This window comes from Ramlibacter sp. AN1015 (assembly GCF_037726105.1).
Lineage (GTDB): Bacteria > Pseudomonadota > Gammaproteobacteria > Burkholderiales > Burkholderiaceae_C > Ramlibacter.
On record NZ_JBBJUM010000006.1, the window covers coordinates 163,042 to 175,462 of the forward strand.

General features: G+C 71.4%; 14 protein-coding genes. 6 read left to right on the forward strand and 8 right to left on the reverse strand.

Annotated features, from left to right (window positions below; genetic code table 11):
• Complete coding sequence (locus WG922_RS11760) at positions 1-1,002, reverse strand: UbiA family prenyltransferase (protein ID WP_340282810.1); 1,002 nt, start codon at positions 1,000-1,002, stop codon at positions 1-3.
• Entirely contained in the window at positions 999-2,696 is a 1,698-nt protein-coding gene (locus WG922_RS11765) for a hypothetical protein (protein WP_340282811.1), read from the reverse strand. Before WG922_RS11765 ends, WG922_RS11760 begins: the two co-directional genes overlap by 4 nt.
• A gap of 236 nt (positions 2,697-2,932) precedes the next feature.
• Between WG922_RS11765 and WG922_RS11770 the strand changes: the two genes are divergently transcribed.
• The 4 genes from WG922_RS11770 (at position 2,933) to WG922_RS11785 (ending at position 5,583) form a co-directional block, all read left to right on the forward strand.
• Positions 2,933-4,120 carry a thiolase family protein gene (locus WG922_RS11770; protein WP_340282812.1) on the forward strand — a complete coding sequence of 396 codons (1,188 nt, stop codon included), beginning with the start codon at positions 2,933-2,935 and terminating at the stop codon, positions 4,118-4,120.
• Complete coding sequence (locus WG922_RS11775; protein WP_445322822.1) at positions 4,117-4,350, forward strand: oxidoreductase-like domain-containing protein; 234 nt, start codon at positions 4,117-4,119, stop codon at positions 4,348-4,350. Before WG922_RS11770 ends, WG922_RS11775 begins: the two co-directional genes overlap by 4 nt.
• A 182-nt stretch (positions 4,351-4,532) precedes the next feature.
• On the forward strand, positions 4,533-5,090 hold the full coding sequence (locus WG922_RS11780; RefSeq protein WP_340282814.1) for a DUF924 family protein: 558 nt from the start codon (positions 4,533-4,535) through the stop codon (positions 5,088-5,090).
• 43 nt (positions 5,091-5,133) lie between these two features.
• The gene (locus WG922_RS11785; protein ID WP_340282815.1) at positions 5,134-5,583 is read left to right on the forward strand and encodes a c-type cytochrome; all 450 of its coding nucleotides are present in this window, start codon (positions 5,134-5,136) and stop codon (positions 5,581-5,583) included.
• Here the strand turns inward: WG922_RS11785 and nadC are convergent.
• Positions 5,580-6,476, reverse strand: a complete 897-nt coding sequence (nadC, locus tag WG922_RS11790; protein WP_340282817.1) for a carboxylating nicotinate-nucleotide diphosphorylase — start codon at positions 6,474-6,476, stop codon at positions 5,580-5,582. The genes WG922_RS11785 and nadC overlap by 4 nt on opposite strands.
• Positions 6,473-6,958, reverse strand: a complete 486-nt coding sequence (locus WG922_RS11795) for a bacteriohemerythrin (protein WP_340282818.1) — start codon at positions 6,956-6,958, stop codon at positions 6,473-6,475. Before WG922_RS11795 ends, nadC begins: the two co-directional genes overlap by 4 nt.
• Before the next feature lie 207 nt (positions 6,959-7,165).
• Here WG922_RS11795 and WG922_RS11800 point away from each other — a divergent pair, with 207 nt between their 5' ends.
• The gene (locus tag WG922_RS11800; RefSeq protein WP_340282819.1) at positions 7,166-8,617 is read left to right on the forward strand and encodes an APC family permease; all 1,452 of its coding nucleotides are present in this window, start codon (positions 7,166-7,168) and stop codon (positions 8,615-8,617) included.
• Entirely contained in the window at positions 8,614-9,225 is a 612-nt protein-coding gene (locus WG922_RS11805; protein ID WP_340282821.1) for an SAM-dependent methyltransferase, read from the forward strand. The genes WG922_RS11800 and WG922_RS11805 overlap by 4 nt, the downstream gene beginning before the upstream one ends.
• A gap of 42 nt (positions 9,226-9,267) precedes the next feature.
• Here the strand turns inward: WG922_RS11805 and WG922_RS11810 are convergent, their stop codons facing one another.
• Genes WG922_RS11810 through WG922_RS11825 form a run of 4 tightly spaced genes read right to left on the reverse strand, consistent with a single transcriptional unit; the run spans position 9,268 to position 12,414 of the window.
• A complete protein-coding gene (locus WG922_RS11810; RefSeq protein WP_340282822.1) occupies positions 9,268-10,239 on the reverse strand; it encodes a tripartite tricarboxylate transporter substrate binding protein in 972 nt (323 codons plus the stop codon).
• 59 nt (positions 10,240-10,298) lie between these two features.
• The gene (locus WG922_RS11815) at positions 10,299-11,078 is read right to left on the reverse strand and encodes a tripartite tricarboxylate transporter substrate-binding protein (RefSeq protein ID WP_340282823.1); all 780 of its coding nucleotides are present in this window, start codon (positions 11,076-11,078) and stop codon (positions 10,299-10,301) included.
• Between the two features lie 9 nt (positions 11,079-11,087).
• On the reverse strand, positions 11,088-11,258 hold the full coding sequence (locus WG922_RS11820) for a hypothetical protein (protein ID WP_340282824.1): 171 nt from the start codon (positions 11,256-11,258) through the stop codon (positions 11,088-11,090).
• Positions 11,259-11,283: 25 nt separating this feature from the next.
• A complete protein-coding gene (locus WG922_RS11825) occupies positions 11,284-12,414 on the reverse strand; it encodes a mandelate racemase/muconate lactonizing enzyme family protein (RefSeq protein WP_340282825.1) in 1,131 nt (376 codons plus the stop codon).
• Positions 12,415-12,421: the final 7 nt, after the last annotated feature.

Genomic DNA, 12,421 nt, shown 5'->3' on the forward strand with positions numbered 1-12,421 from the left:
TCAGCGCGCTCCCCGCTGCACGGTGATGTAGTGCGGCTCGGTGAAGGACTGCAGGAACGGCAGATCGACCAGACCGGCCACCATCAGGGCGGCGACCGTGGCGCCGGTGAGCGCCATCAGGCGCTTCTCGCGAAACAGCTTCTCGGGCTTCTGGGCCACAGAGCCGGCGCGCATGGACAGTGCGAGGTATTGCGCGAACAGGGCGATGATCAGCGGGCAGGCGATCAGGAACTCGATGCGGTACTTGACCATGAACACGCCGATCAGCAGCGTTGCGAGCAGGGCGTAGGTGAAGCACGAGATGGTGAGCCGCTCCTCGGTGTAGTGCTGGAACGAGCGGCGGTAGCGGTGCAGTACCTCGACGCCGGGCCCGGCGGCGATCTCGCGGTATTCCGACAGGCGCTTGGCGCCCATCAGGAAAGCCCCACCCATCCAGTAGGCCAGCAGCAGCGAGGCCGGCGCCACGGTGGTGTGCTCGACCATCCCCCAGCCCAGCATCAGGCGGATGGGGTTGTTCAGCGACTCGGACAGCACGTCGAGGTAAGCCTTGTCCTTGGAGCGCAGGGGCTTGACGTTGTAGACCACGCCGGAGAGCCAGAACAGCACGCTGGTGACGAAGAACACCGGGCCGAGCTGCCACGCGAGCAGCAGGCCCACGGCGACGCAGGCGGTGTAGGACGCATACACCGGCAGCGGCGTCATGGACACGTTGACGGCAGGCCGCTTGGACTTGTCGGGATGGAAGGCGTCGAACTCGCGGTCGAGCCACTCGTTGATGATGTAGTTGGCCGAGGCGATCAGCACCGCGCTCGCGAAGCCCAGCAACAGGCTGGGCAGCAGGTCGTCCAGCGGCGGGTTGCGCAGCACCCACGCCAGGACCAGCCCTGGGAGGATGAACACATGCTTGGTCATGTGGTCGAGGCGCGCCATCTGCAGGTAGTCGCGCCAGCTGGCGCGCGGCGGCAGGGCCGGTCTGGAGGACGAGAGAACGTCGATGCTCATGGAGTGGATCCTTCGAGGGGTGATACGGGGGCGCTGGCGGGCTGGGCCACCAGACCCTGGCAAGCGGCGGTCCTGCGGTGCTGGAGCGCGAGCGCAAGCCAGCTGAGCGCGAGGAACGGAACGATCCAGATCACGCGCGACTGGAATCGCTCAAATGACGAGGCAAAGGCGGCACAGACCACCGCGTTGCCGAGCACGCCGGCCACGGCCACCCATGCGAAGGCGTGGAAACCGGGTGGGCCGGCGTGGGCGGTTGCGCCCCCGCCAGCCTGCCGTCGGCGCCAGGCGAGGGCTCCGGCGAGCAGCAGGCTCGCGCCGACGCTGGCATAGGTCAATGTGGTGAAGAAGTCGTGCGCGGCGTGCGTGTCCAGCGTGCGCGAGCGCTGCAGTCCTTCGAAGACCGACTCGGGCACGCGTCCGGCGTACATCGGAAGGTGGTCGGTTCCGATGCCGGTGATGTCCACCTGGAACAGGACCACCTGCCGCACGATGTCGGCGCCGATGCCCGACAGCACGCCGACCGGGTCGTGCCACAGCACCGCCATGGCGAGGTCCAGCTGCTCTTCGGAGATGCGCCGCTTGTTCGCTGCGTCGGCGAGCGCGAAGGCGCCCTTGTCCGGGTCGGTGGAGAAGAGGAAAGCGGTCCACTCGGTCGGGTAGTTGGACACGTATGCGCAGGCCGCGAACTTCGTGGTGGCGCAGTGGCGGCGCAGGTAATCGGTGCCTGGCCCCATGTCGATCAGGCGGCCGGTCAGGTGCGGCAGGCGCAGCGGCGGAGCGCCGAGGGCGCGGGTCACGGCCAGGTTGAAGGCCGCTTCCGCCACCAGCGCGCCGGCCACGCACGCGGCCGCCACGCCCAAGCCGCGCAGCGAGACGGCCTGCCAGCGCCCCATCCAGCGCAGCACGAAGGCACCTGCCAGCAGCAGGACCGCCAGGGCTACGTGGCTGCCGTGGCCGGCGAGCGAGAACAGCAGCAGCGCAGCGAGCCCCCAGCGCGTGCCGCGGCCGACCCGGTCCCAGTAGACGCCCAGGACGGCGATGCACAGGATCGACAGGCCGGCGAACACGTCGGGCATCAGCAGCCCCGTGAATGCCGCCAGCGGCGAAGCCACCGTCAGCACGGCGAGCGTGGCGAAGAACGCCGTGGTCGGCAGTCGCCACAGGCGCACCATCACGAGGTGCAGCACCCAGGCGACGCACAGGCCGTGCACCAGCACCGTGAGCCACAGGCTGCCTGCGAGAAAGCTGAGGTAGAGCAGGGCGCCGTAGTAGACGGAGCGGCCCGCCAGCACGATCTTGTCCTCCACCGAGCTGATCGAGCCGGCTGGCGCGACGGCCTCCATCGGGATCACGCCGGCGTCTTCGCCGTGCGCGTCCGCTGCCGCCGTTGGTTGTGGTTGTTGTTGTTGTTGTTGTCGCGTCTCTACGCCGGCCGATGGTGCCGTGCGGTCGGCGGGAACCCACGCCGGCAGGCGGTTCGGGCCGACGATCTTCGTGGCGCCCATCTCCGCCCCCCGCAGGTAGGTGGGCGTGTCCGCATACATGAACGGGTGGCCGTTCCACACCGCCACCAGCGCCAGCAGGCAGGCCGCGGCCAGCAGGACGAACGCATACCGCAGGCCGCCAACGTGATGATGTCCCGATGCTGAAACGGATCGCGCGCTCTCCGGCAATTCACCTGCGGCTGCGGCCATGGGCAGTTCCCTTGTTTGTTGTGACTTTTGAAACAAACTTTGGCCGCTGCGCCTTGTCGCGCTCGTAGGTGCAGCGCGAAACCGCCCGTAGGAGCCGCAGCGTGGCTGCGTACGCGTCTGCTGATGAGGTGTGGGCCGCGGCGCGGGATCGCCGACGGCTGTTCCGCCCTCGTGGAGCTTGGCTACGATGCGCTTCCCGCCCCCTTCCGGGGCGCTCCACGGACCTTCACCCACCCATGCAGTTCGACAACGCCTTCATCCCCGCTCCGCTGTCGTGGTCCTCGCCGTTCATCCGCTGGCAGGGCGCCACCGCCGATGTCTCCAGCCTCGATCTCGCCGTGCAGGTGACACGCGACGCACTAGCCGCCCGCCGCTTCGACACGTCGCGCGTCACCCAGCTCGTGTACGGCACCACGGTGCCGCAGGCCGGCAGCTTCTACGGCGCGCCGCTGGTGGCCGCGCGCATGGGCCTGGCGGGCGTCGGGGGACCGACCCTGGCGCAGGCCTGCGCCACCTCCGTCGCGTGTATCGCCCACGCCGCCGCGGCGGCACAGCTCTCGGGCGGCGCGCTGCAGCTGGTGGTCACGGCCGATCGCATCAGCAACGGCCCGCTGCTGGTCTACCCCCGCTCGGGGGGCATGGGCGGAGCCCCGCAGACGGAACACTGGGTGCTCGACTCGTTCGCCGCCGACCCCTGGACGGGTGAATCGATGGTGCACACGGCCGAAGCCACCGCGCGCGACGGCGGCTTCACCCGCGCGCAGTGCGACGAGCTCACCCTGCTGCGCTACAGCCAGTACGAGCGCGCCCTCGCCGACGACCGGCGCCTGCAGCGCTCCTATCTGCAGCCGATCGTGCTGCGCCAGCGCAAGGGCGAGAAGGTGCTGGAGGCCGACGAGGGCATCAGCCCGTACAGCCGTGAGGGCCTGGCCGCGCTCAAGCCGTCGCTGCCCGACGGCATCACCACGCCGGGCACCCAGACGCATCCGGCAGACGGCGCGGCGGGCCTGGTGGTCTGCGGGCGCGACGAGGCGCGCGCTCTGGCGGGTGGCGAAGGCGTGGTGCGCCTGATCGCAGCCGGGTTTGCCCGTGCCGAGAAGGGGCGCATGCCCAAGGCGCCCGCGCTCGCGGCGCAGCGCGCGCTGGCGGCGGCGGACTGCACGGCGCAGGCGCTGGGCGCGGTGGTCACGCACAACCCGTTCGCGGTCAACGACCTCTGGCTAGGGCAGCAGCTGGACATTCCGCTGGAGAAGATGAATGCGCTCGGCTGCAGCCTGATCTACGGCCACCCGCAAGGGCCCACAGGCATGCGCGGCGTGGTCGAGCTGGTGCAGACGCTGCGCCGGCAGGGCGGCGGGCTGGGCCTGTTCACCGGCTGCGCGGCCGGCGACATGGGCGCCGCACTGGTGCTGGCGGTCGAGTGAGTCTCGTGCCGGGCCCGCTGGCGCAGGCGCGTGCGCGGATCGCCGCCACCCGCGCCGCGCTGGCCTGTGCCGGCGTGTGGCTGCGCGAGCCGCCGCCCGAGCCCACCACCTGCTGCGGCCGCGGCTGCAGCGGCTGCGTCTGGGAGGGCTTCTACGACGCGCTGGCGTTCTGGGAGGAGGATGCCGGCGCGCAGCTGCAGGCGTGCAGGGCGGCGGCGGCTTTGCGCTGAGGAGCGAAGGCCGCTCTGTGGCCGTGTCTGCCGCAGGTCGCCCTGAGCTGCCGCCCGAGGTCTACGGCAGGAGCGCTCGGCGTAAGGGCGCGGTGGCACACAGCACGCACGTCGCACCGCACCCCGCACTTGCGCACTTGCGCACTCGCCCATGCACCGGGTGCAGCGCCTAGACTTCGCGCATGCAGCCCGACGCCTCGCCCCCCACCAGCCCCGACGCGGTCGTTTCCTTCTGGCGCGAGGCCGGCCCCGCCCGCTGGTTTCGCAAGGACGAGACCTTCGACGCCGAGTTCCGCGCGCGCTTCCTGGAGGCCCACGAGGCCGCCGCGGCCGGGCGGCTCGCGCACTGGGAGGCGAGCGCCGAGGGCACGCTCGCGCTGCTGATCCTGCTGGACCAGTTCCCGCGCAACGCCTTTCGCGGCACGGCGCGCATGTTCGCCACCGACGCCCAGGCGCTGCAGCTCGCGCGCCACGCGCTGGAGCAGGGCTTCGATGTGGCGACGCCGCCCGATCTGCGCAACTTCTTCTACCTGCCCTTCACCCACTCCGAGTCGCTCTCGGACCAGGAGCTCTGCGTGCGGCTGGCCCGTGCGCTCGACGCCGAAAGCCTGCGCTGGGCCGAGATCCATCGCGACATCGTCGCCCGCTTCGGGCGCTTCCCGCATCGCAATGCCCTGCTGGGGCGCGAGACCACGCCGGCCGAGCAGCAGTTCCTCGACGAGGGTGGCTTTGCAGGGTGAGCGCCGCTCTCCCGGTCGGCCTGCGGCGGCGGGGGCGCTGGCGATGGCGTTCGTGTCGCTGCTGCTGGCCGGCTGCGACCGCGGGAACGACACGGAGGGCGGTGCAGGCACCGTCCGCCTGCGGCACGACGATGAGGCCGTCGTCGAACGCGGGCGCACCCTGTACGCGCAGCACTGCGCCGCCTGCCATGGCGCGCGCCTCGAAGGCCAGCCCAACTGGCGCGAGCGCGACCCGGGCGGGCGCCTGCCGGCGCCGCCGCACGACACCAGCGGCCACACCTGGCACCACCCGGACCAGGTGCTCTTCGACATCACGAAGCACGGCGTGGCGCATGCCGCCCGCATGCAAGGCTACGACTCCGCCATGCCGGCCTATGCCGGCGTGCTGAGCGACGAGCAGATCGTGGCGGTGCTGTCCTTCATCAAGGCGCAGTGGCCACGCGCCATTCGCCGCCAGCAGGAGGAGGTGGATCGGGCGGCGCGGGGGCGCTAGCGAGACCCGCGTTCCACCGGCCGCTCCGAAAAGCGCATCGAGAAATCCACCGCCTGGATGTCCTTGATGAGCGCACCCACCGAGATGCGATCGACGCCGGTCGCGGCCAGTTCGTGCAGGCGCTCCAGGGTGACGCCGCCGGAAATTTCCAGGCTGCAGCGCCCGCCGGCCATGCGGACGGCTTCGCGCAGCGTCTCGAGCGGCATGTTGTCCAGCAGCACCATGGTGACGCCTGCGTCCAGGGCTTCCTGCAGTTGGGTGAGGGTCTCGACCTCCACCTGGATGAACGCGACCGGCCGGGTGGCGGCAAGCGCCTGGGCAGCGCGAAACGCTGCCGTGAGCCCCCCCGCCGCGGCGATGTGGTTTTCCTTGATCAGCACCGCGTCGAAGAGGCCCATCCGGTGGTTGCTGCCGCCGCCGCAGCGCACCGCATATTTCTGCGCCTGGCGCAGGCCGGGGATCGTTTTGCGGGTGTCGAGGATGGCCGCGCGCGTGCCGCGCACCGCATCGACATAGCGAGCGGTGCGGGTCGCCACCGCGCTGAGGGTCTGCAGGAAATTGAGGCAGCAGCGCTCGGCGGTGAGCAGCGCGCGGGCCGGCCCGTCGATCTCCACCACCTTGGCGCCCGGCGCGGTGCGTTCGCCGTCCTGCAGGTGCCAGCGCGCCTGCGCTCCCGGCGCCACCTGGCGCAGCACCTCCGTGACCCAGGGCTGGCCGCACAGCACGGCTTCTTCGCGGCAGACGATGGTGGCCGTCACGCGGCGCTCGGCCGGCACCAGCGACGCCGTGAGGTCGCCGCTGCCGACGTCTTCTTCCAGGGCGCGGGCGACGTCCGCGGCCACCGCCTGCGCCGGCGGCGGCTCGAGGGCGCCTGCGGAATGCGCGGCGCTCATGCGCCCGCTCCCGTGCCCGGCGCATCGTCCGCGCGCAGCTCGAGATTGCGCCGGATCACCACCGGCTTGCCGCCGTGGCTGCGCTTGCACATCCAGTGCGCCAGCGCCGAGTCGAGGTAGTCGGCGTGGCCGGGGAACCAGTCGGCCAGGGCATGGGCCAGGCGCCGGCATTCGGAGAGGTCGCCGCGGTCGGCCAGTGCGCGCACCTCGCGCACCGACTTCAGCACCGCGGCGTGTTCGTCGATGTGGCAGTCGCGCGCGGGGAATCCGGTATCGCGCATGCAGCGGTCTTCTTCCTCGAAGTGGGCCACGGCGTGGCGCTCCAGCGCCTCCATCAGGGCTGGCAGCTCGGCGTCGGCGCCGGACTGCAGCGCGGCCACGCACTGCACGAATTCCTCGTGCACGCGGTCCATCGGCGCATAGCCCAGCAGGAGTCCATCGTGCCACCGCATGCTGTCGGCGGGGGTGGTTTCGGTCGTCATGCCCTCTATTTGAACAGCAGCCGATGGCCCCGCTCGCGCGCGGGATCCGCGCGGCCGGTCGCCGCCTGCGCCGCAGTTCGCGGCCAGCAGCCGCCGCGCCGTGTAATCCGTCCGGCGAAGGACAACTCCGACGCCGAGTTCGGCCCTTTCCCACAGGCCGCCCGCCTACCATCCTCCGCTGCGTCTTCCCCGCGAAAACCCCGCCGCATGCGTCCTCCCGCCCCACCGCCTCCCGCCCGCATCCTGGGGCTTCGGGAGGCCGTGCTCCTGATCGTCGGCGTGGTGGTCGGGGCAGGCATCTTCAAGGCTCCGTCGGTGGTGGCGTCCGCCACCGGCCACGCCGGGTGGATGTTCCTGGCCTGGCTCTTCGGGGGGGCGGTGTCGCTCGCCGGGGCCCTGTGCTATGCCGAGCTGGCGACGGCCTATTCCCACCCCGGCGGGGAGTACCACTTCCTCAAGCGCGCCTACGGCCGTGGCCTCGCGTTCCTGTTCGCCTGGGCGCGCTTTTCCGTCATCACCACCAGCTCGATCGCGCTGCTCGCCTTCGTGTTCGGCGACTACATGCAGCAGGTGCTGCCGCTGACATGGGGCCGCGTGCCGGGTGCGACCGTGTATGCGCTCGCCTGCATTGCCCTGCTGTGGATGCTGAACGAGCGCGGCTTGCGCTCAGGCGCCCGGGCGCAGAGCTGGCTCACCGCCATCGTCCTGGCGGGGCTGATGCTGATCGTGCTGTCGGCGTTCTGGCTGGTGGCGCTCGAGCCGGCAGCATCGGCAGCCGCGGCTGCTCCATCGGCCCCGGCGGCGGCCGCGGCTGCGGGGCCCGGCGGCGGCTTGCCGGGCCCCGCCGCGTTCGGTCTGGCCATGGTGTTCGTCCTGCTGACCTACGGCGGCTGGAACGAGGCGGGCTACATCAGCGCCGAGCTCAAGGGCGGACGCCGCGACATGGTCCGCGCGCTGGTGCTCTCGGTGCTGGTGCTCACCGGCATGTACCTCGCCGTGACCTGGGCCTACTGGCGCGCGCTCGGCATGGAGGGCATGGCGCAGTCGCAGGCGCTGGCGGCCGACCTGCTGGGCCTGGCCTTCGGCGCCACCGGCGCGGCGGTCATCTCGCTGCTGGTGGCCGTGGCGTCGCTCACGTCCATCAACGCCACCATGATCGTCGGCGCGCGCTGCAACTATGCCGTCGCCTGCGACTGGGACGCTCTGGCGCGCTTCTCGTTCTGGGACGGCGAGGGCGGCACGCCGCGCGGCGCCCTGCGCATGCAGAACGCGGCGGCGATGCTGCTGGTGCTGCTGGGCGCCTGGGCCGGTGCCGGCTTCGAAGCCGTGGTGGAGTTCGCCGCGCCGGTGTTCTGGCTGTTCTTCCTGCTCACGGGGCTGTCGCTGTTCGTGCTGCGCTGGCGCGAGCCGCTGGCCCGCCGCCCGTTCCGCGTGCCGCTGTACCCGCTGGTTCCGGCAGTCTTCTGCGCGAGCTGCGGCTACATGCTGTGGTCCTCGGTGGCCTACGTCGGTGCCCAGCGCGTGGGCGGCGTGGCGGCCGGCTGGATCGGCGTGGCGGTGCTCGCCTCCGGTGTCCTGGTCCTGGCCGCGGTGCAGCTCGCACCCGGCAATCCGCCGCTGGCCGGTCGCCCAGCGCCCATCCGAGGAAAACGTCCATGAAACCCACACCGCCATCCGTTCGACGCTCTGCAGCAGACGCGCCCGACCCGGTGCGCCGCGCGCTTGCAGGCCTGCTGGTTGTGCCGCTGCTGCCGGCCCCGGCACTGGCCGGCGCAGGCAGCGAGACCCGCCCGCGCCTGGACGTGCCCTACGTGCCCACGCCCCAGCCTGTGGTGGACGCGATGCTGGAGATGGGCAAGGTGCGCGACGGCGACGTGCTGTACGACCTCGGCTGCGGCGATGGCCGCATCGTGGTCACCGCAGCCAAGAACCGCGGCGCGCGCGGCGTCGGCATCGACATCGATCCGCAGCGCATCGCCGAGGCGCGCGAGAACGCCAAGACGGCCGGCGTCTCCGACCGGGTGGAGTTCCGCGTCGGCAACCTGTTCGAATCGGACTTCTCGCCGGCGACGGTGGTCACCCTCTACCTCCTGCCCGACATCAACCAGAAGCTGCGCCCGCAGCTGTGGCGCCAGCTCAAGCCGGGTACGCGCATCGTCTCGCACGCCTTCGACATGGGCGAGGCGTGGCCGCCGGAGAGCACCACCCAGGTGGACGGCAAGACCTTGTACTTCTGGACCATCAAGCCCGAGCACAAGCGCGCTTGAGAGCGAGGCGCGGCGGCGTCGGCGCCGCGCCCGCGCCCGTGCTCAGTTGCTGGTGGCGCCCACGGCCTTGGCCACCTTCCTGATCTTGGCCACCTCATCGACCAGCAGCGATTGCAACTCCTGGGGCGAGCCGGTGGCGGCGTCGGTGCCCAGCTTCAGGAACTGCTCCTTCACCTCGGGCAGGGCCATGGCCTTGCGGATCTCGGCATTGAGCTTGTTCACCACCTCGGGCGGCATGCCGGCGGGGCCGACCACCGCCTGCCAGGTGGAGAACGAGAAACCCGGATAGCCCGATTCGGCGATGGTCGGCACCTCCGGCGCGATGGCCGTGCGCGTGGGCGTGGCCACCGCCACCGCGTCGAGCTTGCCGGCCTTCACCTGCGCGATCACGTCGGAAATGTTGGCGAACATCACGTGCGCGCGGCCGGCCAGCAGGTCCTGCATGGCCGGGGCGCCGCCCTTGTAGTGCACCGTGGTCCAGTCGAGCCCGGCGGCCTGCTCGAACTGCTCGCCCGAGAGGCGGGTGAGCGTGGTCGGCCCGGGCGAGGCCAGGTTGAGCTTGCCCGGGTTCGCCTTCGAGTGCGCCACCAGGTCCTTGAGGTTCTTCACGCCCAGGCTGGGGGTGGTCACGGCCATGATGGGCACGGTGGCTACCAGCGATACGGGGCTGAAATCCTTCACCGGGTCCCAGTTCAGCTTGTCGAAGAAGGCCGGCGCCGCGGCGAAGGAGGTGGCCGCCATCAGCAGCGTGTAGCCGTCGGGCGCGGCACGGGCCACCGACTCGGCCGCGATGTTGCCGCTGGCGCCGGCCTTGTTCTCCACCAGCACCGTCTGCCCCATCGATTGCGAAAGCCGGTTGGCCAGGATGCGGCCCGCCAGGTCGGTGGAGCCGCCCGGTGGAAAACCCACCAGCAGCTTGATGGGGCGGTCCGGGTACGCGGCCTGTGCCTGGGCGGCGGGCGCGCTCCAGGCCAGGGCGGCGGCACAGGCGGCGATCAGCAGGGTCTTGGGCATGGCGGTCTCCTGGGGTTGCGGGTCGGTTGCGGGTGGGTTGCGCGTGATCGCTGTCGGCCCTACTGGGGCTGGATGTTTGCGGCGCGGCTGACGCGGCGCCAGGTCTCGATGTCCTCCTTGAGGAAGGCGCCGAGCTGCTGCGGGCTGCCGGGCACGATGTGCATGCCCATGCCGGCGAGCTTGTCCTTCACCTCGGGCTGGGCCAGCGCCTGCGCCACGTCGGTGGCGACCTTCTCGACCACCGGCGCCGGCGTGCCGGCCGGCGCGAAGACGGCCTGCCACACGAAGGTGTCCATGCCCGGCGCGACGGTCTCGGCCAGCGTGGGCACCTCCGCCAGCATGGGCGCGCGCTGGGCGGTGGTCACGGCCAGCGCGCGCAGCTTGCCGGCGCGCACGTGGGTGGTGGCCTCGACCACGTTGACGATCATGGCCTGCACCTGCCCGGCCAGCACGGCCTGCAGCGCCGGGGCCCCGCCGGCATAGGGGACCATCACGATGTCGGTGCCGGTGGCCTGCTTGATCTGCTCGAAGGTCATGCGCTGGCCGCTGGACGCGCCAGGCGCCGCGAAATTGAGCTTGCCCGGCTGCGCCTTCACGTGCGCGACGAACTCCTGCATGGTGCGCGCCGGCACGTCGGGGTGCACCACCAGCACGTTGGGAATGGTCGAGACCATGGTGACCGGCGCCAGGTCCCGCTGCGCGTCGTAGCCGAGCTGCGCGAACACGCTGGGGCTGATCGACAGGGCCGTGGTCGCCAGCAGCAGGGTGTGGCCGTCCGCGGGCGCCTTGGCTGCGTAGGCCGTGCCGAGGTTGGCGCCCGCACCGGGCTTGTTCTCCACGACCACCGGCTAGCCCCAGCGTTCGGACAGCTTCGACGCCAGCAGGCGTGCCGTGAGGTCGGTCGAGCCCCCCGGCGGGAACGCCACCACCAGCTTCACCGGGCGTTCGGGAAAGGTCGCTTGCGCACCGGCCCCGAAAGGCGCGAGGGCGATCAGCAGGGCGGCGAGCAGCGTGCGCATGGCGGGATCTCCTTCAGGGTGTCGTTCAGAGGGACAGGGGCAGGGCGAAGCGCCGCAGGCGCTCCTCGTCGATGACCACGCCCAGGCCCGGGCCCTGCGGCACGAAGGCCACCTGGTCGCGCACGGGCAGCGGCTCGGCGAGGTAGTCCTCGGTGATGAACTGCGGGCCGTTCAGGTCCACCGGGAGCGTGATGCCGTAGGCGGCGAACAGGTGCACCGACGCGGCGAAGCCGATCGGCGCGTCCATCAGCCCCGAGCCGATCAGCGTCAGGCCGGCGTTGAGCGCCAGGTCGCACATCTGGCGCGCGTAGTGGATGCCGCCGACCTTGGAGACCTTGATCGCGATGCCCTCCACCGCCTCGCGGCGGATCATCTCGATCAGGTAGGGCAGCCCCATGGCCGCCTCGTCCAGCGCGATGGTCAGGCCGCTGGCCGACAGCAGCTTCTTCATCGCGTAGGGATCGCTCATGGGCACCGGCTGCTCGAACAGCGTGACGCCCAGCGCGTCGAGGGCACGTGCCATGCGCAGGGCCTCGTCCAGCGTGTAGCCCTGGTTGGCGTCGGCCCACACATAGCCGCCGCGCGCGGCCCCGACCACCGCGCGCACGATCTGCGCATCGAGCTCCTTGCGGTGCCCGACCTTCACCTTGAAGCCGCGGTAACCCTCGTTCCAGGCGCGCTCGGTGATCTGCGCGGCTTCCTCGGGCGTGGCCGCCGAGACCAGGCGCGCGAGCGGCACGCGGTCGCAGCGCTTGGCGCCCAGCCAGCTTTGCAGGTTGATGCCCAGGCGCTTGCCGATCAGGTCGTGCACGGCCAGGTCGATGGCGCACTTGGCGATGGGCTGGCCCGGGTCGAGCCCGACGGCCAGCTCGCGGTTCATGCGGGCGTGCAGCCCCGCGATGTCGAAGAGGTCGTGTCCGATCACCGCCGGCGCCAGGTAGGCGCGCAGCGAGCTCACGCACGACTCCAGCGTCTCGGCCGACCACCGGCGCGAGGGCCCGGCTTCGCCCCAGCCCACGTGGCCGTCGCTGTCGGTGACCTTGACCAGCGCGATGCGCTTGCCTTCCTCGGGCGTGCGCGAGGCGCCGCGCGGCAGGGTCAGCATGCCTTCGATGGGGAGGCGCACGGGAATGACCTCGACGGATGCGATCTTCATGGCGGTG

Excerpts from the sequence above, each read along its gene's own strand:
- WG922_RS11785 (WP_340282815.1), top strand. The coding sequence starts at position 5,134 with ATGGCGTTCGTGTCGCTGCTGCTGGCCGGCTGCGACCGCGGGAACGAC.
- nadC (WP_340282817.1), bottom strand. The coding sequence starts at position 6,476 with ATGAGCGCCGCGCATTCCGCAGGCGCCCTCGAGCCGCCGCCGGCGCAG.
- WG922_RS11810 (WP_340282822.1), bottom strand. The coding sequence starts at position 10,239 with ATGCCCAAGACCCTGCTGATCGCCGCCTGTGCCGCCGCCCTGGCCTGG.
- WG922_RS11795 (WP_340282818.1), bottom strand. The coding sequence starts at position 6,958 with ATGACGACCGAAACCACCCCCGCCGACAGCATGCGGTGGCACGATGGA.
- WG922_RS11770 (WP_340282812.1), top strand. The coding sequence starts at position 2,933 with ATGCAGTTCGACAACGCCTTCATCCCCGCTCCGCTGTCGTGGTCCTCG.
- WG922_RS11805 (WP_340282821.1), top strand. The coding sequence starts at position 8,614 with ATGAAACCCACACCGCCATCCGTTCGACGCTCTGCAGCAGACGCGCCC.
- WG922_RS11760 (WP_340282810.1), bottom strand. The coding sequence starts at position 1,002 with ATGAGCATCGACGTTCTCTCGTCCTCCAGACCGGCCCTGCCGCCGCGC.
- WG922_RS11780 (WP_340282814.1), top strand. The coding sequence starts at position 4,533 with ATGCAGCCCGACGCCTCGCCCCCCACCAGCCCCGACGCGGTCGTTTCC.
- WG922_RS11820 (WP_340282824.1), bottom strand. The coding sequence starts at position 11,258 with ATGCGCACGCTGCTCGCCGCCCTGCTGATCGCCCTCGCGCCTTTCGGG.
- WG922_RS11800 (WP_340282819.1), top strand. The coding sequence starts at position 7,166 with ATGCGTCCTCCCGCCCCACCGCCTCCCGCCCGCATCCTGGGGCTTCGG.
- WG922_RS11825 (WP_340282825.1), bottom strand. The coding sequence starts at position 12,414 with ATGAAGATCGCATCCGTCGAGGTCATTCCCGTGCGCCTCCCCATCGAA.
- WG922_RS11765 (WP_340282811.1), bottom strand. The coding sequence starts at position 2,696 with ATGGCCGCAGCCGCAGGTGAATTGCCGGAGAGCGCGCGATCCGTTTCA.